At 45.0% G+C, this 22,612-nt stretch carries 18 protein-coding genes; 13 read left to right on the forward strand and 5 right to left on the reverse strand.

What is annotated here, in order from left to right; translation table 11 throughout:
- Positions 1-171: 171 nt before the first annotated feature.
- On the reverse strand, positions 172-1,188 hold the full coding sequence (locus tag AB4238_RS04890; protein WP_372031895.1) for an HD domain-containing phosphohydrolase: 1,017 nt from the start codon (positions 1,186-1,188) through the stop codon (positions 172-174).
- A 129-nt stretch (positions 1,189-1,317) separates the two neighbouring features.
- A complete protein-coding gene (locus AB4238_RS04895; protein ID WP_372031929.1) occupies positions 1,318-6,606 on the reverse strand; it encodes a PAS domain S-box protein in 5,289 nt (1,762 codons plus the stop codon).
- Between the two features lie 290 nt (positions 6,607-6,896).
- Between AB4238_RS04895 and AB4238_RS04900 the strand changes: the two genes are divergently transcribed.
- From AB4238_RS04900 to AB4238_RS04935, 8 genes are all read left to right on the forward strand, one after another.
- Positions 6,897-7,565 carry an ABC transporter ATP-binding protein gene (locus AB4238_RS04900; protein WP_372031897.1) on the forward strand — a complete coding sequence of 223 codons (669 nt, stop codon included), beginning with the start codon at positions 6,897-6,899 and terminating at the stop codon, positions 7,563-7,565.
- Positions 7,558-10,080, forward strand: coding sequence for an FtsX-like permease family protein (locus AB4238_RS04905; protein ID WP_372031899.1), 2,523 nt, complete (start codon positions 7,558-7,560; stop codon positions 10,078-10,080). Before AB4238_RS04900 ends, AB4238_RS04905 begins: the two co-directional genes overlap by 8 nt.
- Entirely contained in the window at positions 10,077-11,183 is a 1,107-nt protein-coding gene (locus tag AB4238_RS04910) for a lipocalin-like domain-containing protein (RefSeq protein ID WP_372031902.1), read from the forward strand. Before AB4238_RS04905 ends, AB4238_RS04910 begins: the two co-directional genes overlap by 4 nt.
- A 346-nt stretch (positions 11,184-11,529) precedes the next feature.
- Positions 11,530-11,805, forward strand: coding sequence for a chaperone NapD (locus tag AB4238_RS04915; RefSeq protein ID WP_372031904.1), 276 nt, complete (start codon positions 11,530-11,532; stop codon positions 11,803-11,805).
- Complete coding sequence (napA, locus tag AB4238_RS04920; protein WP_372031907.1) at positions 11,795-14,278, forward strand: nitrate reductase catalytic subunit NapA; 2,484 nt, start codon at positions 11,795-11,797, stop codon at positions 14,276-14,278. Before AB4238_RS04915 ends, napA begins: the two co-directional genes overlap by 11 nt.
- Before the next feature lie 61 nt (positions 14,279-14,339).
- Entirely contained in the window at positions 14,340-15,074 is a 735-nt protein-coding gene (gene napG / locus AB4238_RS04925) for a ferredoxin-type protein NapG (protein ID WP_248972780.1), read from the forward strand.
- On the forward strand, positions 15,071-15,952 hold the full coding sequence (gene napH, locus AB4238_RS04930; RefSeq protein ID WP_372031909.1) for a quinol dehydrogenase ferredoxin subunit NapH: 882 nt from the start codon (positions 15,071-15,073) through the stop codon (positions 15,950-15,952). The genes napG and napH overlap by 4 nt, the downstream gene beginning before the upstream one ends.
- The gene (locus tag AB4238_RS04935; protein WP_372031911.1) at positions 15,949-16,371 is read left to right on the forward strand and encodes a nitrate reductase cytochrome c-type subunit; all 423 of its coding nucleotides are present in this window, start codon (positions 15,949-15,951) and stop codon (positions 16,369-16,371) included. The genes napH and AB4238_RS04935 overlap by 4 nt, the downstream gene beginning before the upstream one ends.
- 307 nt (positions 16,372-16,678) lie before the next feature.
- On the opposite strand, the gene AB4238_RS04940 is transcribed toward AB4238_RS04935, so the two are convergent.
- Positions 16,679-17,551, reverse strand: a complete 873-nt coding sequence (locus AB4238_RS04940) for a universal stress protein (protein ID WP_372031914.1) — start codon at positions 17,549-17,551, stop codon at positions 16,679-16,681.
- A 122-nt stretch (positions 17,552-17,673) separates the two neighbouring features.
- On the opposite strand from AB4238_RS04940, the gene AB4238_RS04945 reads away from it, so the two are divergent.
- From AB4238_RS04945 to AB4238_RS04955, 3 genes are all read left to right on the forward strand, one after another.
- Entirely contained in the window at positions 17,674-18,876 is a 1,203-nt protein-coding gene (locus tag AB4238_RS04945) for a cation:proton antiporter (RefSeq protein WP_372031917.1), read from the forward strand.
- 106 nt (positions 18,877-18,982) lie between these two features.
- On the forward strand, positions 18,983-19,243 hold the full coding sequence (locus tag AB4238_RS04950) for a DUF5062 family protein (RefSeq protein ID WP_220735713.1): 261 nt from the start codon (positions 18,983-18,985) through the stop codon (positions 19,241-19,243).
- Between the two features lie 127 nt (positions 19,244-19,370).
- The gene (locus AB4238_RS04955) at positions 19,371-19,586 is read left to right on the forward strand and encodes a TIGR02450 family Trp-rich protein (RefSeq protein ID WP_371989824.1); all 216 of its coding nucleotides are present in this window, start codon (positions 19,371-19,373) and stop codon (positions 19,584-19,586) included.
- A 49-nt stretch (positions 19,587-19,635) separates the two neighbouring features.
- Here AB4238_RS04955 and AB4238_RS04960 read toward each other — a convergent pair whose 3' ends face one another.
- Positions 19,636-19,776 (reverse strand): hypothetical protein, encoded by a 141-nt coding sequence (locus AB4238_RS04960; RefSeq protein ID WP_372031920.1) that lies wholly within the window; start codon positions 19,774-19,776, stop codon positions 19,636-19,638.
- Between the two features lie 114 nt (positions 19,777-19,890).
- On the opposite strand from AB4238_RS04960, the gene AB4238_RS04965 reads away from it, so the two are divergent.
- Together AB4238_RS04965 and AB4238_RS04970 are read left to right on the forward strand one after the other, a co-directional pair.
- Complete coding sequence (locus AB4238_RS04965) at positions 19,891-20,778, forward strand: LysR family transcriptional regulator (RefSeq protein WP_372031921.1); 888 nt, start codon at positions 19,891-19,893, stop codon at positions 20,776-20,778.
- 108 nt (positions 20,779-20,886) lie between these two features.
- Complete coding sequence (locus AB4238_RS04970; RefSeq protein ID WP_372031924.1) at positions 20,887-21,504, forward strand: hypothetical protein; 618 nt, start codon at positions 20,887-20,889, stop codon at positions 21,502-21,504.
- A gap of 14 nt (positions 21,505-21,518) precedes the next feature.
- On the opposite strand, the gene AB4238_RS04975 is transcribed toward AB4238_RS04970, so the two are convergent.
- On the reverse strand, positions 21,519-22,502 hold the full coding sequence (locus tag AB4238_RS04975; RefSeq protein WP_372031926.1) for a diguanylate cyclase domain-containing protein: 984 nt from the start codon (positions 22,500-22,502) through the stop codon (positions 21,519-21,521).
- Positions 22,503-22,612 lie beyond the last annotated feature (110 nt).

The raw sequence follows: 22,612 nt of genomic DNA on the forward strand, positions 1-22,612 counted from the left end.
GTATCAGAGCCGCTAAAACTCGCCTGTAGGAGTGTTTTTGGCTTGCTACTTCTGCGTTGAATAAACTTATAAGGGAACAACCATTATGTCATTACTCACTTTGAATTAGCCTGCCTTGAATTAGCGTGCCAAAAACGCTCTGAGTAGATCAACTTCTTATACTGATTGGTATTAAGTCTCATGATGCTTATCGCGGATTTTCGTGACCTCATCCACTATTTGCTTAAAATGCTCTACTAGCTCTGGATCAAAATGCTTACCGGATTCACTATCAATAAGCGCCATAGTATCGGCCACTGTCCATGCCTTTTTATAAGGACGAATTGACGTCAATGCATCAAATACATCTGCAATCGCCACAATTCGCCCTTCAATAGGGATATCTTGACCTGATTTACCATATGGATAACCACTGCCATCCCATTTCTCATGGTGACTTAGCGCAATCCTTCTTGCCATCTCCAGTAATGGGTCTTGATGATCACCAATAATTTCGGCACCAATTTCAGCATGACGCTGCATTTCGTCCCATTCGGGTTCATCCAACTTCGTCGGCTTTTTCAAGATAGAGTCCGGCGTACCTATTTTACCAATATCATGCATAGGTGCGGCGTTATAGATCAGCTCACAATACTTGTCAGGCAAGCCTGACTGTATTGCCAATAAGCGCGCATAGCGGCTCATTCTGACGACATGTAACCCTGTTTCATTATCTTTATATTCGGCGGCTCGTCCTAAGCGTCTGATGATCTCAAATCGAGTCTCCTCTAGCTCTTTGGTACGCTCTTTGACTTGCTGTTCAAGTAGTCGTTTTTGGTCGTAAAGCGCCAAATGCGTTTTAACCCGAGCTTGTACCACCGGGGCACTTACGGGTTTGGTGATGTAATCAACAGCCCCTAGAGCAAATCCTTGAGTTTCATCGGATGTTTCAGCCAGAGCCGTCACAAAAATCACGGGAATATGGCAGGTTAACTGATCTTGCTTTAATCGCTCACAAACTTCATAGCCATTCATACCCGGCATCATCACATCCAGTAAAATAATATCGGGCGTACTTTTTTGCGCCAATGCTAAAGCTTTTGGGCCATCGATAGCCACTCTAATTTTATAATCGCTACTTAAAATCCCCACTAAAATATCGATGTTTTCTGGGGTATCATCCACAACTAAAATGGTGGCCTTATCCATTAAACCAGCTCTCCTCTCTATTAAGGATCTATTTTGAGAATAATCACTTTTAAGTATAGTCAGCTTTGATGCTACCGCGTATTTGGATACGCCGATATTTTTCACGGTTAACAATCTAAAATAATAGTATTAAATCTCAAATAACGACTTAATAAGTTCTGCTGCATCATCAAATTGATAGCTGTTAATCATCGTCAATGCTGGACTCATTTTGTGCCACATATCAGCGGCAACCTGCCCCTTAATCTCGTCCATTTTTTCAACGGCATCTGAGTCTGCTTCCTCTAACATGATCACCAACTCTGCAACCACGACCTTTAACTCTGCAGCTGGCAGAACCTTAATATCCTCAGGTTTAGCCACTGTTGACTCTGGTAAACTAAATTGCGTCATCCAATCAGAAATAGCCTGACAGATCACTTCAATCAGCTGCTTTAACTCATCAATTTCTGCAGAAACATCAACTTCACTGTCTGCAGTTAATTGAGCTTCAATCACTTTAGCCACTTCAACTAACCTTGGTGCACATAGGTTGCCAGAGACTCCCTTTAAGGTATGTGCATAGCGGATTGCGTCCTCGACTTTACCTTGGCTTATCGCCAATTCTATCTGCTCGGCCGTGTGCATCTGCCCAGTATAGAAGCGCTCAAATATTCTTCGATAAAGGCGCACTGAGTTCTGCACTAACTGTAAGCCTTTATCAACATCGAGCTCGGCATGTTGGGGCCAAAATAATACAGCAGCGTCGGCGTTGCTATTATCTAGATCGCTGGCCAATATCTGCTGCTTGCCATCACCAAGATACTCCAACAAGGTGGTGTATAGCAGCGATACTTCTATTGGCTTGGCAATATGGTCATTCATGCCAACACGTAGACACATCTCCTTGTCACCCGCCATTGCGTTTGCCGTCATAGCGATAACAGGCAGCTCGACTAACTCGGGGATTCTACGCAGCGCTTGGGTGGCTTGGTAGCCATCCATCACCGGCATTTGGCAATCCATGAGCACCAGATCAAATGTCTGTGTTGCTAGTTTTTCAAGCGCTATTTGGCCGTTATCTGCAATCGACAAGGTAATGCCAACTTGCTCAAGAAACTCAGTGGCAACCTCTTGATTCATCTCATTGTCTTCCACCAGCAAAATCCGCTTGTCTTTAAGCTGCGCCAGCAGTTTCTGGTTCACCTCAGTGCCTTTACGACGTACAGGTATGGCGCCGTTTTTCCCTAGTGATGACATAATGCCATCCAGTAGACGCGAAGCACTAATAGGCTTAGTGATATAACCAGCGATACCGCTCCCGTCGATATGGTCGGTCAGTTCGGTATTAGCATGTGCCGAGACAATTAATATTTTGGGTGGCGTTTCACTATTAGCAATAATTGCCGATGAGGTTTCTAAACCATTCATTTCAGGCATTAGCCAATCAATGAGCGCAACAGGGTATTGTGTTGTTTTACAGCGCTCTACTGCTTGAGCACCACTTTTAACGGTATCAACCTCAAAGCCCATGCTTTCAAGCGTTGTGCGCAAAATATCCCGCGCGGTGGCGTTATCATCAGCGACTAGAATTCGCATACCCTCAAGCTCTTGCCCCGCCTTAATCAGCTTGTTATCGGCCACTTTGAACTTGACGGTAAAGAAGAAGGTGCTGCCGTTACCAAATTGACTCTCAACGCCAATCTCACCGCCCATCAACTCCACCAACTGTTTACAGATAGCAAGCCCTAGCCCTGTACCACCATACTTACGGGTCGTAGAAGTATCCGCCTGACTGAATGACTTAAACAGCTTATTGCGTTGCTCTTCGGTCAGACCAATACCGTTATCTCGTACACTAAAACGTAAGGTGATGGTGTCCTCTACACGTTCAAGCTGACTGATGGACAGTAGCACTTCACCTTGCTCAGTGAATTTAACCGCATTGTTCATAAGATTGATTAGCACTTGTGATAATCGCAGCGGGTCACCTTCCAGTTGCCTTGGGATATTAGGCGCAACAGCGAATAGCAACTCCAACTGTTTATCGGCTGCTTTAACCGAGAACATATCGCTGAGATCTTCCAGCATAGTATCCAGCTGAAAAGAGACAGATTCTATATCGAGCTTACCCGCTTCTATCTTAGAAAAATCTAAAATGTCATTAATAATCCCGAGTAATGACTTTGAAGCCCTATCAATTTTCTGCACATAATTTTGCTGTTTCTTATCTAACTCTGTCTGCAAACATAATTGCGACATGCCAATAATAGCGTTCATTGGCGTACGAATTTCATGGGACATATTAGCTAAGAAATCACTCTTTGCTTTGCTGGCAGCATCGGCTGAATCTTTGGCTTGCTTAAGCTCATTAGAGATCTGCTTCAATGAGGTAATATTAGCCATCGATAGCACTGCAGAGTTGAGTGTGCCGTGTTTGTCTTGCAGGCCAGTTAAGGTCAGATCCATCCACATCACATCACCTGAACGGCGTAGTAAGCGGATCTCGGTCGTCATACTGCTGCCACCATTATCCATCAACTCACTGAACAATTGCTTGGCAGACTCTCTGTCGTCTTGATGTTGATAGTCAAAGAATAGGCTGCCATTGAGCTCATCGACCGGCAGTTGAACATACTGACTAAACTGCTCATTACAATCTAGAATAGCCCCGCGTTCATCAACATTAACGATACCTATTCCAGCGTTATCAAACAGGGCTCTAAAGTGTGCCTCACGCTTAGCCAACTCTTTATCAATATGTTTACGCTCAGTAATATCCATCAGATAGCCATTCCAGATAATACTGCCATCGGCAAGTTGGTTGCCATGTGCCCCCGCCTGCAACCAGCGGATATCACCCATAGGGTGCTGATAGCGAAACTCTTCAGTCCAATTTAAGCCCGACGAACTCACCCCGGATAAGGCCTCTATGATATGGGAACGCTCATCGTTGATAATACATTCGGCAACGAGGTCAAAATTATCAATCACCTGGTCTCGGTGAAAACCTAACGTGGTAATACAAGCACTAGAGAGAAAGGTAAAGTTGCGATCGTGATTGGATCGCCAATGTAGCTGGTAAACGGTACTCGGAATCGACTCGGTAATGGTTTCAAGCTGCTGCTGAGACTGGGCAATTTTCTGTTGCGCTGCCTTACTGACGGTGATGTCATTAATACTGCCATCAAACCATAGTGCAACTCCCTGGCCATCGTATATAGCTTTACCCTTCTCATGCACCCAATGAATACTGGTATCACGATGCTTAATTCGATACTGGACTTCAAAGCTTTTTTGTTCGACCAATGCAGTTTCAATGGCATGAGTAGCAATGGCTAGATCCTCTTCAATAATCAGACTAGCAAAGCTACGTTTACTGTTTTCAATAAAGTCTGCTGCAGGGTAGCCAGTAATATCACCGATATTGTCGCTGACATATTCCATCACCCAGATATCAGCAATACGAGTGCGATAAACAGCACCTGGAATGTTGGTCACTAGGCCGCGAAAACGATTCTCACTGTCTATAATACGTTGTGCAATCTCAAGCTCTTCGGTCATATCGCGCACTGTTGCAGCCACTTGGCGCTGGCCATCGACGTCAATAGGCAATAACCCAAGACTTATTTCTACTGGGAATTCACTACCATCCGCTTTGAGCGCCATCAGATCAGAAGTCATCCCCAATCCCATCTTACGATCTCGCCCTTCAGCGACAAACTTTTCACGCAGACCCGCATGCTTAGGCCTAACTGAATCAGGCACCAGCTGATCAACGGACATCGCTAGCATCTGCGCTTCATCGTATCCAAACAGCAACTGACAACGGCTATTGGTAAAGACCAACTGCCCCGCCTCGTCAACAATCAACATCGCCTCAGGTGCAGATTCCAACACGGCATTTGACCACGCTGCCGCCGAAAACTGTTCCGTCACATCATTAAACAGCATTTCAACCGAGAGCAACTCTTGATTATCAGACAGTAAAGGCTGCATAAACACATCTAGACGACGTAAGTTACCCTCTGCATCTTGCATCTCTACCTGATGAGGCAGTACATTTCTGCCTTGTAAGGCTTCATCCATATAATGCCAGTTTTGCTCATTAATAGGATTATCAGAAAACATCCTCTGATACTTACGTTTTAATAATTCAGCACTTACACCTAACACCTTTTCAACACCTTCACTTGCCTGCGCGATATGCCCATCTGGCTCTAGAGAGCAGTAAAAAGATTTATCACTCATGCCATCAATCAACTTTGCAAAACGGTTACCACGGGAGTCGAGCAAGGCTTGTTCTCGCTCCTCTAGCACCTGCGCCATATCATTAAATTTGTCAGTCAGAGTGATAAGTTCACTTGCAGCGCCTTTTGGCTTTTCAAGGCGTTTAGTTTCGCCAGCACCAAAAGCTGCAATCCCCGATTCCAGCTCTTCTATAGGACGTGTTAGTCGTCTAGCGGTGAGATAACCAGTGAATAATAGGATGGTTGAGATCAGCAGTAAATTTAACGCCAGTGATGAAAACCCTAGCAAAAAATTATTATGTAGCTGCTGTTCAGAGGTCATGATTATGACCCGCCAATTAAGTGATGGTACTACGCCAACACTGGCTAAATAGCGCTTCCCCTGACTATCTTCAATATGGCTGTAACCAGGTTGACTGCTACGAACTAAACTAATAAAAGCCTGATTGCTGTCGACTTTAGCCAACCATTTATCAGTACTTTCCGCCAATAATAGAGAATCATTTTGGTGGTAGACGAGTTGACCTTTATCATTAATCACCACAATCCTTCCTGCCGCAACATTCACCATTTTAGGGATGGTATTTAGCGCCAGATCAACCGTTATCACCCCATCATAGGGCAATGACTCACCAAAGGGCTGTGAGTAACTGATCATCAATGCATTACCGGCACCTTCATCAAAATAGGGGCTCGACCAATAGCCGTTGCTATTATTTATCGCTTTAGTCCACCAATCCCAATTGCCATCGGTGTAATCGTAGCCATCAGAACCGATATCAATAACCTTAATCTTTTTGCCATCACGGTACACATAGGGAGCAAACAGTTCATTAGAGGAGGACTTTTGGAAAGCGATGGCACTACCGTAAAAATCAGGGTGTCTATCGAGTCTGCGCGTCAACAGTAGCTTAAGTTTTGCTTCATCACGGTATAAGCCATTATTGTTACTATCACCAAGAAGATCGGCAATTGACCGAGTATCGGTCTCGGCGGATTTAAGAAAATATTCAATTCTACGGGCAATATTGTCCGCTTGCTGCGTTAAGTCATCATAGATGTACTGCTCTTCTGCTTGATAGTTAAACCAAGCATTAATGCTAAATACTATTGCCATTATCCCAATTAACGGCAAGGCTATTTGCGATAAAATTCGGCTACGAAAAGTACGAAGTCTGGTCATGTCCATCATCCACAGGGCTATCGCCGATAAGCAGTGCAGCAAAGCCAAAACCCATGTTCGTTGTTTTGACAACGCTGCTAATGGGGGTTAATACAGTTACTTGGAGTAATATCTAGTGTAGGCAAGGCTGGCAGTTAATACCTAAAATCAATCAAATAAGATTTATTGATAAAGGATCCAATTGCTCTCACTAAGCGTATACACTGTTACTCGCATGCTCGAGCAAATATAAATATTGAACGAAGCCAATCGCATCTCTTTGCAACACGCTTTGAGTCACCGACAAAGGAGTGGTAATGGGCAAAAGCATCGTAACTTTAACTGGAGTATCAAAAGGATTTAATGACGGTGACAAGTATCACCAAGTACTCGATAAAGTTGACTTACAGCTTGAAGATGCAGATACCGTCGCACTGACTGGCCCCAGTGGCTGCGGTAAAAGTACTCTGCTTAACATCATTGGCGGTTTTGAGTTTATTGATAGCGGTAAGCTAAACCTATTTGGTGAAGATGCCAGTCAATGGCAAGACAAACAGTGGAGTCAATTTAGGCGTCGCGATCTCGGGGTTGTATTTCAGCAATTCAACCTACTCACCCCGTTAAATGTACAAGACAATATCGCTTTCTCACTGCGACTCAACCAACAGTCATGGTCACCTTGGGTTGATCACCTCATCAAACAGCTCGGTTTAAACGATGTTAAAAAACGTCATGTCGAAGCACTTTCAGGCGGCCAACAACAGCGGGTGGCCATTGCACGAGCATTAGCACACCAACCTAGATTATTACTGGCCGATGAGCCTACCGGCAATCTCGATGAGAAAGCAGGTTTTGAGGTGATGCAGCTACTGACCGAACTGGCCAATGAGTCCAATACCAGCATATTAATGGTCACTCACAGCAATGAATGTGCGCAGTTTATGAAAAGACGCTGGCATTTAGAGCAAGGCAAGATAAATGAATAGCCAGCTTGGGTTATCTGTCCGCCTCAGCTTGCAGGTATTTGCTCGTCACTACTTAAACGCCCCTTTGCAAGCTGGCGCCATCCTGCTGGGTTTCATTTTAGCCGTCATGTTACTGGTAGGCGTGCGCGCAACCAACGAAAATGCAGTGCGCAGTTATTCTCAAGCAACAGAGCTTCTCAGTCAGCGCGCTCAAGTTGTTCTCGCACCGATTGCAGGACAAAAAATGGTACCTGAATCAGTTTATATTCGCCTTCGACAAGCCGGGGTGAGTCAATCATTGGCGGTACTAACAGGCACGGTGACCGATGACGATGGTCAGCGGTGGGATATTCAAGCCAGTGATTTGATTGCCGCACTGTCAGTGCAGCAATTTAAGCAACATTCAGATAAATCAGCTGAGCCCGCACAAACTTCATTGCTTTCTAGTCAGATCCCACTGGCCAAATTACTCTCCGGCCAACCTTATATACTCATGAGTCAAAGTTTTGCTCTACAGGCAGCGCCAACTGGGCAGCTTAAACTTGAAGATCTATTGCTTAATGTGATCAGTTTGGACGATGAGCTTGGGCTCGGTAATGCCATTCTCATGGATATATCTTTAGGCCAAAAGTTATTAGATAACAACGGCAAGTTAAGTTACATCGCCTTATTTGGCGACGCCAATCAGCTCCAGCAGCAAGTGAGTCAAATTTTTAGCAAGCAAGCGACGAGGCAATTTGAAATTGCTGAACAAGATGAGGGCGAAGGACTGACAAGCCTAACCCGTAGTTTTCACCTTAACTTAACGGCCATGAGCCTGCTGGCATTTGTCGTTGGGTTATTTATCGCTTATAACGGCGTGCGCTACAGCTTACTAAAAAGGCAAAAACTGCTGGTACAACTGCAGCAACAAGGGATCCCACAACGAGCGCTATTAACTGCCTTGCTCCTAGAGCTATTGGTATTGGTCGTTGTCGGCTCTATCCTTGGATTTATTCTAGGCTTACAGCTCAGTCACTGGCTGCAACCCATGATAGCGCTGACACTGGAACAGCTTTATGGTGCTAGATTATTACCTGGACTGTGGCAGTGGAGCTGGCTTTATCAAGCTGTTGGATTAACATTTGTTGCCGCTATCTGTGCATGCTTCCCACTATTTAATGCATTAGCAAAGCAACCTTTAGCCCGTAGCACTAGCCGTTTTGAACAGCAACGCCATGCGATAAAATACCAGCGAGTGATGTTCATTGTCGCCATTGCCCTGCTCATCCTTGCTGCATTGTTGTTTCCACTCACCCAAGAGTATCAACACAGCCTAGTGTTATTGGGTGTAGTCACCGTGGCAATCCCCTTGCTGCTGCCATTATCACTGCAGTTGTGCCTCAGCCTATCTAGCCGTGTGACAAGCAATGGCTTATGGCAGTATGCGGTTGCTGAGAGCAAAGAGTTGATCGCTCCATTGTCACTGGCGATGATGGCGATGTTGTTAGCGCTAACGGCAAATATTTCGATGAACACCCTCGTTGGTAGCTTTGAGATAACCTTGAAGAACTGGCTCGATGCTCGTTTGTATGCAGATATTTATATTCGCCCACCTAACGACAAAATCCTAGCCACTGAAACACTGCTGACTCAGCAGTCTAAGGTGACTGATATTTACGGCCAATGGGTGCATAGCAGTCAATATCAACATACCCCAGTGAGCTTGATGACCCGAGATGAACACTCGCTTAGAAATAGCAATCAAATGAAAGCGCAAACCGATAACCTATGGCCGCAGTTTTTTGGGGGCAAAGCGCTGATGATAAGTGAGCCCATGGCTATCAAGTATCGCCTAAAAGTCGGTGACACGATCTCACTTCCAGAGTTTGAGTCTGCCAAGCAACCTCCATTACCGATTGCAGCCATCTTTTACGACTACGGCAACCCTTTAGGTCAAGTCATTGTCAGTCAGCAAACTTGGCAGCAATTGAACCTGCCCAGCAAACCAAGCAGTATTGCAGCCAGTTACGATGGTGATATCGCTGAATTAGAACAGATATTACAGCAGCAAGTTCCATTGTCTGCTGCGCAGATGTATAACCAAACCAAGATAAAACAGCGTGCATTGGAGATCTTTAAACGTACCTTTTCGATTACATTGGTTCTTAACAGCCTTACGTTAATGGTGGCTGCTATCGGACTGTTTAGCGCCTGCTTGATGCTCACCAAAGCGAGGCAAGCACCATTAGCTCGTTTATATGCACTCGGCGTGAGCCGCACTCAGCTGCGAAGTTTGGTGTCGTTACAAATGCTGTTGATTGTATTGTTCACTTGCTTACTCGCACTGCCAAGTGGTGCATTGCTTGGCTACCTGTTAATCAACAAGGTTACGCTGCAAGCATTTGGTTGGAGTATCGCCATGGTTTGGGACTGGCAAGCTTATTTTAGAGTGGTGGCGATTGCGTTAGCCGCCAGTGCATTAGCTGTATTACTGCCGCTTTATTGGCAAACCCGTAAACCGTTAGTCAGTAGTTTGCAGCAGGAGGCATTATGAACAAAGTGATAGTTTTCTCACTCTTAGCGCTTTGCATAACAGCCTGCTCACCAGCACAACAACCGACCCCAGGCATGGGGCAACTACTCGATGGCAAAACACAGGGTTATAGTCCGGTAGAGCCAAACGTCATATTACGCTTTCCAGATGATCATATGGCACACGATGATTTCAGACAGGAATGGTGGTATCTCACCGCTAACCTTGAGACGGAATCAAAGCAAAGCATTGGCTTACAGTGGACCCAGTTTCGCATTGCATTAGCACCGCCCTCAGCGATGAGTAACGAGCAAGACGCACCGATTAATAGCGCTTCTTGGCAGACCCAGCAACTCTATATGTCGCATACCGCTGTTACCTCCACATCCAACCATTTAGCTGAAGAGAAGTGGTCTCGCGGTCATCAAAGTATTGCTGGCACCCAAGCTCAGCCACTATCCATTAGGCAAGATGACTGGCAATGGCTAAGCCAGAGCGAGCACCTGTTTCCCGCCACACTCAGTGTTAGTGGTCAAGATTTCAGTTATCAATTACAACTTGATTCAACTGCGCCCTTTCAGCTGCAAGGTGACAATGGTTACAGTGAGAAAAATGCAGCTGGCAGCGTCGCCTCCTATTACTACAGCCAACCTTTTATCAATGTCAGTGGCAGCGTAGTTATCGATGGTAAACCTCAGAAAGTTAGCGGACAAGCTTGGCTCGACAGAGAATGGAGTTCGCAGTTTTTATCGAAAACCCAGCAGGGTTGGGATTGGTTTGCTATTCGACTTGATAACGACACTGCACTGATGTTGTTTCAGCTAAGGGATGACAGCAAAACCCAGAGTAGCTTTTATAGCGCCCGAGTGATGTATCGAGATGGTCGTGGCCGCAACCTTGCCAGTGAGCAGATAAGCATGACTGCCACGGCATGGCAACAGACACAGTCAGGCCGTTACCCAATAAAGTGGCGCATTCAAATTCCTTCAGAAAATATCGATATTAGCACCGCCCCGCTAAATAATGACTCTAGCATGCCGCTCTCTATCCCTTATTGGGAGGGACCGATCAGTATAGAGGGAAGCCATCGTGGCGAAGGTTACATGGAACTCACCGGCTACTAAGCCGTCATAGCCACTCAAATACAAACTTAATGAACGATTTAATTGCATTCAAAAAGCAATAAATAAGAATAGTTATCATTTACTAAGCTTATGAATATCTTGAATATTTAATGTAGCGCAAGCTAACATTTCGAGTGGACAAAATTCAAACAAGCTTCTAGTCTTTATTAGTAAATTTGAGAACTAGATCACCCTCTAAAAGTTGATCTTGGTCGATAAAAAACCTCAATACCCCTTGTGAGGTATACCCACATTTTCTATGAGGTCTAGACTCGAGTTAAACCTTGGTAGGTAGCCGCAAGAGTTTTTCATCGCCGTTATTTGCCAAAACAAAGAAGGTAGAAGAATGAGCCAAGAATTTCATATTACCAGCTTAGTCATACATGCAGCATCCAAGTCTGTAGAAGATATCAAGCAGCGCTTGTCAGCCCTTGTTGGCGCCGAAATCCATGCCGTTACCGATAAAGGAAAGTTTGTGCTCACCCTAGAAGGTGAAACCCAGCGCTCTATCCTCGATAACGTCGAAGCTATTAACGCCTTTGAAGGCGTCATTAATAGCAGCCTTATTTATCATCAAGTCGATCCAGTAGAACAAAAGAGTGAGGAACACCATGAGCATTAGCCGTCGCGAGTTTCTAAAAGCCAACGCAGCAGTTGCCGCCGCAACTACAGTTGGTGCGACTCTGCCAGTGAAGATAGTAGAAGCTGCAGAGCAAAAAGATAGTATTAAGTGGGACAAAGCACCATGCCGTTTTTGTGGCGTAGGCTGTAGTGTTCTTGTCGGTACAGATAATGGCAAAGTTGTTGCAACTAAAGGCGATCCAGAAAGCCCTGTCAACAAAGGCCTTAACTGTATTAAAGGTTACTTCTTATCAAAGATCATGTACGGAAAGGATCGTTTAACCACGCCTCTACTACGTATGACCGATGGCAAATATGATAAAGAGGGTGAATTCACACCAGTTAGCTGGGATGTCGCACTCGATACCATGGCTGATAAGTGGAAAAACACGCTTAAAACTAAAGGCCCAACAGCTGTAGGCATGTTCGGCAGCGGTCAGTGGACAGTATGGGAAGGCTACGCAGCGTCTAAACTGCACAAAGCAGGCTTCCTTACCAACAATATCGACCCTAACGCGCGTCACTGTATGGCATCAGCTGTTGGTGGCTTTATGCGTACCTTTGGTATCGATGAGCCAATGGGTTGTTACGATGACCTTGAAGCAGCAGATGAGTTCGTCCTATGGGGCGCAAACATGGCAGAGATGCACCCAATCCTTTGGGCTCGTCTATCAGATCGCCGCTTAAGCAGCCCAACTAGCCGTGTACATGTACTATCTACTTACGAAAACCGCAGCTTCGACCTTTCTGATAACTCAATGGTCTTCCGTCCTCAGTCTGACTTAGTGATCCTTAACTATATTGCCAACTACATTATCCAGAATGATGCAGTGAACAAAGAGTTTGTCACCAAGCACACTAAGTTCGCCTTAGGGACAACTGACATCGGTTATGGCTTGCGTCCAGAGCATCCATTAGAGCAAAAAGCAAAGAACCCAGGTAATGGTAAATCTGCGCCTATCAGCTTTGATGAGTACGCGAAATTCGTTAGCACTTATACCCTAGAATATGCAGCAGAGATGAGTGGTGTTGAGCCAGAAAAACTCGAGCTGATGGCTAAAGCCTATGCCGATCCAAAAGTGAAAGTAATGAGCTTATGGACCATGGGTATTAACCAGCACGTTCGTGGTGTTTGGGCAAACAACATGCTTTATAACATCCACCTATTGACGGGTAAAATCGCAACGCCTGGTAACAGTCCGTTCTCACTAACCGGTCAACCATCTGCTTGTGGTACTGCACGTGAAGTCGGTACGTTTGCGCACCGTCTACCAGCAGACATGGTAGTTGCCAATCCTAAACATCGCGCTAAAACAGAAAAACTATGGCAAGTGCCTGAAGGGACTATCCCACCAAAGCCTGGTTTCCACGCTGTACTGCAAAGCCGTATGCTTAAAGATGGCAAGCTGAATTGTTACTGGACTATGTGTACCAACAACATGCAAGCGGGTCCGAACATCAATGATGAGATTTACCCAGGTTTCCGTAACCCAGAAAACTTCATTGTGGTATCAGATCCATACCCAACAGTAACAGCAATGGCTGCAGATTTGATCCTACCAACCGCTATGTGGGTTGAGAAAGAAGGTGCTTACGGTAACGCTGAGCGTCGTACTCACATGTGGCATCAGCAAGTTAAGCCACCAGAAGGTGCTAAGTCTGATCTATGGCAGCTTATGGAATTCTCTAAGCGCTTTAAAGTCTCTGAAGTATGGCCTGCGGAGCTGATTGCTAAGCAGCCAGAATATGCAGATAAGACACTTTATGACGTGCTATTTGCCAATGGCGTAGTCAACAAGTTCCCTGCTGAAGAGTGTAAAGCAGATCTTAATGATGAATCTGATGCGTTCGGCTTCTACGTTCAAAAAGGTCTATTCGAAGAGTACGCGCAGTTTGGTCGCGGCCACGCTCACGATCTAGCTGACTTCGATACTTACCATGAAAACCGCGGCGCACGCTGGCCTGTCGTTAACGGCAAAGAGACACTACGTCGTTTTGTTGAAGGTAGTGATCCTTATGTTAAAGCTGGTGAAGGCTTCAACTTCTACGGTAAGCCAGATGGTAAGGCTGTTATTTTTGCACTGCCGTTTGAGCCTGCTGCCGAAGAGCCAAACAAAGAGTATGACCTATGGTTATCAACCGGTCGTGTGCTAGAGCATTGGCACACAGGTTCAATGACTGCGCGTGTACCTGAACTATACCGTGCTTATCCAGATGCACAGATCTTTATGCACCCAGAAGATGCCAAAGCACGTGGCGTTAAACGTGGTGATGAAGTGATTGTTGCTTCACCTCGCGGTGAAGTGAAAACCCGTGTGGAAACTAAAGGCCGTAACAAGCCGCCGAGAGGCGTGGCATTTATGCCATTCTTCGATGCGCGCCAACTGGTCAACAAGTTGTTACTCGACGCGACTGATCCTCTGTCAAAAGAGACAGATTTCAAGAAGTGTCCAGTCAAAGTGATGAAAGCTTAAGACTTTTCACCAACACACTTAACTTTAATCGCTTGAGCAAAAGCGGAGACAACGAAAGCAAATGAGTCAGGTCAATCAAAGTAAGTTCAGCGTCAAAGGCGTCAACCGCCGCCAGTTCTTAGCCACTTCGGCTAAGGCAGGTTGCGCAATGGGCTTACTAGGGATGGGAATAACTGCAGTGGCTAAACAGTCAGCACAGTTAGATCCACTCGCGATTCGACCTCCAGGCGCATTAAGCGAAGATGACTTTCTCTCAGCCTGTGTACGCTGCGGTCTGTGTGTAGAAGCTTGCCCTTATGACACCCTCAAACTAGCGCGCTGGTTTGAAGGTGCAGCAACGGGCACGCCCTATTTCACCGCCCGCACTATTCCTTGTGAGATGTGTGAAGATATCCCCTGTGTTAAGGCTTGCCCATCGGGCTCGCTAGATCATGAACTTACCGATATCGATCAATCAAAAATGGGAATAGCAGTACTTATCGATGAGAAGAACTGCCTTAACTTTAAAGGCTTAAGGTGCGATGTTTGTTACCGGGTTTGCCCGTTAATTGATGACGCTATCACGCTTGAAATGCAACACAATAATCGTAGCGACCACCACGCTATGTTCCTACCTACGGTCAACAGCGATAGCTGCACTGGCTGTGGCAAATGTGAACATGTTTGCGTGTTAGAGGAAGCCGCAATTAGAGTACTGCCTGCTCATATTGCACTCGGTAAAACTGCTGCACACGATACTTATATCAACACTGAAGAAACCACACTTGAGATGCTGAACAAGGGGCTTGAACTATGAGCCACAGCAAAAATAGTACCCTGAAAAAGCCGGGCTTCGCCCAAGCGGCAATCGATGAACTAGGATGGTGGCGAGCCCACAAGTTCCTATTCTTACGCCGCTTAAGCCAGATCAGCGTTTTTGCAATGTTCGCCATCGGCCCTTGGTTTGGCCTGTGGTTGCTAAAAGGTAACCTCTCAGCCAGTGAGCTTTTAAGTGTTGTACCTCTGTCAGATCCACTTGCCAGCTTGCAAGTGCTACTGACAGGTCATATTCCAGAGCTAAGCCTAATACTTGGCGCCGTCATTATCGCACTGTTTTATGCGTTACTGGGTGGTCGGGTATTTTGCAGCTGGGTCTGCCCCGTTAACATGGTGACAGATCTTGCTAGTTGGTTACGCCGCAAAATGAACTTGCCTCGCACCAGTGAGATGCCAAGAAATTTGCGTTACTACTTACTAGCACTCGTGCTTATTCTGCCCGTGCTAACAGGCATGACAGTGTGGGAATGGCTAAACCCTGTTCCAGTACTGTATCGAGCAGTGTTATTTAGCGCTGGCAGTGGCTTATGGATATTGGCCGCCATCTTCTTACTGGATCTGTTTATCAGTGAGCGAGCATGGTGCGGACACCTTTGCCCAACAGGCGCATTATTTGCCCTGCTTGGTAAAGCCAGTCCAGTTAAAGTATCGGCAGTGAATGCCAAAGATTGTGATAACTGTATGGATTGTTTTGACGTCTGCCCTGAAAGACAGGTATTAAAACCTGCTTTGCGAGGACAGCAACCGATGATAACCGACAGTGATTGCACTCAATGTGGCCGTTGTATTGACGTTTGTGCCCAACGCGTTTTCCAGTATCAAAATCGAATTGCCCTAAAGGCGGAGAACAACCAATGAAAAAAGCACTCACCTTAGCTGCGCTATTGGCGCTTAGCGCTTGTTCTGGTCAGCAAGCAACTTCTCAAGCAGAGCCGGTAAACGTTAGCTCACTTGGTAAGTCAGAGATCACCGATATTCGTGCTGCCGATGCAGCACCGGTTTACCCTAAACGTGGTAAGTCAATTGAGCGTACTTTTGTACATCAACCACCGATGATCCCACATAAAGCGGAATACCCAATCACGCTTAAGAAAAATGGTTGTATGAGCTGTCACAGCCCAGCTAAAGCAAAACGTATGAAGGCAACTCAGATCGATCCTTCACACTTGCTAGCCGACGCTAAGCTTAACAATGAGTACTACAACTGTACCCAGTGTCATACACCGCAAGCAGAGAACAAAACAGAGCTTGTAGAGAACGGCTTCTCAAACAAGTAGCCCTTGTTCGAGCCTGTTATGTACATATGTTAAAGCCACCTCAATTGAGGTGGCTTTTTGTTGAACAGCCATTTTTACTAATGGAAAACTAGCCCTCCCATCACTATGACAGCGATACAATTCAAGTTAAACACTACCTATTCAATGCTTAAATCGTTCTTGCCTCGTCTCTCATACTCTGCTGTTCTGGCTATTTTTGATTTGTGTCAACTAACACGTAAATTCACTGCCTAAATACTTATTTATTGACTATATATCAAGGGATAAGGCGAAACTTTTTAAAAGGTTAAGTCGACCTTACCTCAGCCTAAGTGAAACAATGAGATGTGTCAGCAGGAATAACCAATACATTACTACGGATCCTGCTGATGATGGATTCAACAGTGTTGCCAATAACGAAACCAACAATACCGCGACGCTGGCATGCACCAAGTACTAAGTAGCGCGCCTTAAATCGACAAGAAAGCTCATAAAGACAAAGGTCTGGTTCACCAATAGTAATGTGGATACAGTCCGGATCGAGCTCCAACTGGGCGAGTTGCTGTTGATGTTTTTTGTAGGCGTCTTTTACCAAGGTGCTGGTATTGATCAAATCAATATCACGAAGGACTTTAGGTACTCTGATAATGAAAGCTAGGTGCAGTTGGCAACCAGTGGCTTTAGCTAAGGCCTTAGCATGTTTAATGACAGACTCATTAAGCTGCTTTTTAATCGGTTTTTCATTACCAAGGTCAACAGCCATCATGACTGCATTACCTTTATGTAGCGGGTTATCGGTCAACAACATAAGGGGGATTTGAATATGGCGGATCAAGTTCCAATCAACAGGGAGATAATGATCAGCATGATGCACCGCTTTAACCATGAGATCGAAGCCATGACGAATAGAATGATTACAGGCATGTTCAGACAGGTCTTTGCTCCAAATACTATGGATAGGGATCTCTTGTGCTTGCAACTCTTGCAGCTCCGCTTCAATCTTCGCCTCGCGCTGCTTCATGATATGCTTATGAGCTACCGCAGCGAAGCTGGTATTATAGTATTCAGCACTGCCAAAGTATTCGAAACTATAGGCAAAAATCTCAGCGCGTTTGCCCAGCCCATTAGCCAAGTCAATTCCCGCAGCAATAGCATCTACATGAGACTCTTCTCGCGGCGAAATAATAAATACCTTATCCATGGTTTGCTCCAGTTATTATTACCTTACTTTAGCTTAGACAAGCTTATTCAGATCTGCCGCGCTTTGCAGCAGACTCATGATCAAGATCAAAAGCGGTACAGAAATAGTTTAAGGAGCGGAAATTGGCGATAGATAGCTTTGTAATTTCCATCTTTCTTATTCTGGTGTGCGGTCGACTGCTGGGGGAGTTTGCAGCTAAGTTAGGCTCACCAGCGGTAGTGGGAGAGATTATTGCGGGATTGCTTATTGGCCCCTCAGTTTTCGGCTGGATAAGCCCCCACAATACACTATCAGTATTAGCCGAATTAGGCGTTATTCTATTACTATTCGATATCGGCTGTGACACTTCGGTCAAGCGCCTTTATCACGCTAAAGGACACTCTTTATGGGTAGCTTTAAGTGGTATTTTATTCCCTGCCGTTATCGCCAGTGCTGCGGCTGCATATTGGCTCAACTTATCCACATTTACCGCACTTTTTTTTGGCTGTGCCCTAACCGCAACCAGTATCGGAATTTCCATTAGAGTCATGTCACAAGCTAAACAGACTCATACCCACGCAGGGCAAATTATTTTAGGGGCGGCTGTCATCGATGATGTGGCAGGGGTAGTTTTACTGAGTATTCTATTAAACTTCAATGAATCCGGTAGCTTAAACTTTTTATCAATAGTCTTGTTGACCCTCAAAGTCATCATTTTTTTGCTCATCGCTCCGCCATTAGCTCGTACGTTAATCTATATAGCACGCGGGCTTCAATCGAGATTCAAACAGCCCGGTTATGACGTCTTTATTATCGTCTCTCTCATCTGTCTATTTGCCTGGTTAGCCCACCTATTCGGTGCTCCAGCCCTACTTGGCGGCTTTGCTGTAGGTATTGCTTTATCACGACAATTTGTCTCCCCAATAAACCGCTACCTGCAAAATCCCTTTGCGTTTACACATAGGCTGGAAAAGTCCACCAAACCTCTTATCGATGTTTTCGCGCCTATCTTTTTTGTTTACGTTGGAATTACGGTGGATTTAAGCCAGTTGGATGTGAGTGGAACAGGATTACTGTTACTCGCTTGGCTAGCGCTGATTGCTATTTTAACCAAACTGGCGGCGGGATTCTCAGCTCAGGGGCCATGGCGAAAAAAACTCACCATTGGCTGCGCTATGGTGCCTCGTGGTGAGGTGGGCTTAGTCTTTGCTGAGATGGGGCGCCAAGCGAGCATCATTCCGCCGAAACTATTCACTGAATTAGTGATGATTATCGTCATTACCACCATCGCTGGGCCGCTAATGTTAAAGGGCTCATTAAAAGAGCAAAAACCTGCTAAGCAGTGATTTAAATGCTAATGATTAAACTCATCTTATCTGCGCAATGTCTCTTGCCATTCAGTTAGATTCAGGTAACGTTAGAGCTATATCAATCGACTTAAGAAGTGTCTATATGAAGTCTGGAAAGCACGATGCACAATTACTCAAGTTGGCAATGGAAATTGGTGTAGGTTATGCGAAAAAAAGGGGGTTCTCTGATTTCGGCCAAGGTATTTCACCGAAAGATAAAGTAGAGTGTATTTACCGCTTATTAGTTAAAGATAATCTCATTCAAGCCTTATCCAAAGACAAAGAAGATGGCCCCAATATGAAGCACAAACTGGTGCTATGGATCAGTCGTCAATTACCTGCAGATCACGAACTACTAAACTAACGACTTATCCCCTAATCGAACCTATCATTAAAATATCGATGGGTTCAGATTGCTTTTCCCGCTGTTATCTACTTGTTGTTATCGATCGTAACTGATCTTTTCGTGGCTTCATTTCGTAGAAACAACCATGAATAAAATAAATCCAAGAAAGTTGCTTCATAGCAAGTGGACTGCCATTGAGCCTAGAAAAAAGCAGAAACACTTTTTAATCACTAAAGTAAAATTTGATGAAGAGGGTGCGGTCAGTTTATGTCTGTTTGAAGCGGTGTTAACTCGTGCCCAATATCAAATAGATTGGCACGAATTAACAAACGAAGAGAAATGGTGCTTTGGCTGGCAATAGCTTGATCTGAGTTATTAGGCATTGTTGTCAACGTTGTGCTTTGAGTATTTTAAGCCTGCTTATTGGTAGACTCTTCAACAATAGATTCTTGTTCGTTGATATTCGCTTTGCCCTTAGTCGATTCTTCTGAGTTTAATGGCATTGCGGCAAGATAAAGCGCTTGAGCAAACAGACCTTGGTAAGATTTCATAGCGGTGACCTCTGATAATGGAATAAATGGTTGGATATGTGGTTGAGGTCAAAGTAATCTTGTTTGCACTATTAGTAAAATGAATAATATCCATCGACTACATTCCATATAAGCATGAATATTCAAATTAAGAATCTACACTGTTTCGTGACCTTGGTTGAAATGGGCAATTACACCCGTGCGGCAGAAAAGCTACACCTGACTCAGCCAACCCTAACCAAGATGATCCAGCGTCTTGAAGAGAATCTTGGTCAACCACTGTTGATCCGTAATAATCAGAAAGTGATCGCCACAGAAGCTGGTCGAGCACTTATCTGCACTTCACAGCAAATTGTCGGGCAGTGGCATAGACTCAAGGAAGATCTTAATAGCCTTAATGGTCTACAGACAGGGCAACTGCGCTTAGGAGTTTGTCCAATGATGGGCGAGATGATCATTGAGCTCGTTGCCCAATTCAGGAAACAATACCCAGGGGTTGAGCTGAGTATTCAAGAGTTAGGCGGTTTCGGTGCAGAGCAAGCTTTGCTTAACGACAGCCTAGATCTGACTTTTACCGCTCTACCAACGACCCATACTCAGGAGTTTGATAGTTTGGAGCTTAAGGGCTATCCACTGATGGCCTGTCTACCGAAAGATCACCCGCTAACCGAAAAAGACAATATCTGCTGGCAAGATCTGGCGCCGTTCCCGTTCATTCAATATAACGATGACTTCTCACTGACAAAATTAATTCATCGCTTAAGTCGAGCAGCCAATGTAGAGCTTAATGTCGCCGCTCAAAGTGGCCAGTGGGATTTTATCGCCGCGATGGTTGAAGCTAAAATGGGGGTGGCTATTTTGCCTGAACCTATCTGCCAAAAAGTAAATTCCGACACCTTGATTTATAAAGCGCTCAACCCGCAACTGACTTGGGATTTAGCGCTAATTTGGCGTAAAAACTTGCCACTGACACCTGCGGCATCAACTTTTATCAACCTAAGCAGGGAGTTAAGTGTAAGTTAATTATACGTATAAAATTATCGCATAGTTACTACCACTGCCATATTCGATTTGTTCTGTATTATCGCCGCATTGAATAGCCTATCTAACAGATAACCTTGCGAGGATAAGATGAAAAAAGCAGTTAATTTGATAAAGGCCAGCCTGTTTGGCGGCTTTCTAGTGGTATTACCCTTACTCCTTTTGTATCTTATGGCCGATGAAATGATAGAGCTCCTTATCGGCCTATCGAGTCCAATAGTGCAGCTGCTCCCAGGTTCACTTATGGGGTTAGAAGAACACCCGTTTAGTCTAGCACTACTCACTCTTGCGTTAACGTCACTGCTATTTGGCATTTTTTTAAAGTCCGCATTCATGACCGAGTTCTTTCGTCATATCGAACGTAATACCATTGGCCGTTTAGCACTTTATCGCTCCATCAAGCAACTCGCGAGCGGTATTTTCTGCGATAAGAATTCAGTTAATGACAAGGGTGAATACAACGGTGGTTTTCGTGCTGCGATGCTTGCTAACGAAGATGGCAGTCAACAATTTGCCTATCTAATTGAGCAAGATGATAGCTATTCAAGTGTGCTCACTCCCCATGCTCCAGCTGGGTTTGCCGGGCCATTGAAATTGGTGCCAAATGAGAAAGTAACCCTAATAGATGCCAGCATTGGAGATGTCAGTGCGGTATTAAGCCAGTGGGGGAATGGGGCCTTGGCATTAACACCTCGACGCACACGCTAAGCAGATGAGCTTGATTAAGCGAAGAACTTGAAACAGTTCTTTCCTTGTCGTTTTACTTGATACATTGCAGTATCGGCATGTTCACAGACAGTGCTAAATTGCTCATCAGTTTGATAGACAGCGATACCAATGCTCAAGCCAATGCTAATACGGCGACCTTCTACCTCTAGCGGCGCTGCAAACAGTCGCAATAATTCAGTGGCAACTTCGGTTAGTAGCGCTCTATCTTCGGCAGGATAAAGCACAACAAACTCATCACCACCTAAACGCGCGATATCAGCTGTTTCTTGTAGATATAAGGTTAACTTGTTAGCAATTGCGATGAGTACGCTATCGCCAAATTTGTGCCCGTAATGGTCGTTATTGGCTTTAAAGTCATCAAGATCAATAAATAGCAGTGCACCAGTGGAAGTTAGCTGTTTTGACAGCTCAAAGGCCTCTATGAGCGCCTTACGGTTCAATAAACCTGTTAGAGGGTCTTTGTTCGCAAGTTCAGCTAAACCAAGCTCATAGCGCTTCACTTGCGTTATATCGATATGGGTGCCCATTATTCGCAGTGGCTGACCGTTATCATCAAATTCAATGACTCGACCGCGATCTGAAACCCAACTCACACTTCCATCTTTATGCAGCATTCTATGGGTCACTTGGTAGGAATCTGTTTTGCCGCTGACATGATCGTCAAAGTTCTGGATCACCCAGCTCCGATCTTCTGGATGCAAATTGCCTTTCCAGCTATCTATATGGGCAGCAAGTTCATCGATTGTATAGCCAAGTAGTGAGCCCCACTCCATATTAAACATGGTGAGGTTACCTGAGGGGATATGCTGCTCCCATAGACATAGCCCCGTGCCATCGAGTGCGGCATTGAGCTTTTCTTCTAACACTGATTTTTGCTGTCGCAGTTCAGTATTATCAGTCTTGAGCAAGCAATTCTCTTGCTCTACAGCACTCAACATTAACTTCAATTGAGCAATTTCAACCTTTAATGAATCCATTTATCAATATGCTGATGAGCTAACCACAGCCTCTCATCAATAAACCTCTATGTTCTTGTTATAGCAATTGAGCTAAAACTACTGCCATCAGTTGTTATACCAATTGCATT

This window comes from Shewanella sp. 10N.286.45.A1 (assembly GCF_041470405.1).
Taxonomy (GTDB): Bacteria; Pseudomonadota; Gammaproteobacteria; order Enterobacterales; family Shewanellaceae; genus Shewanella.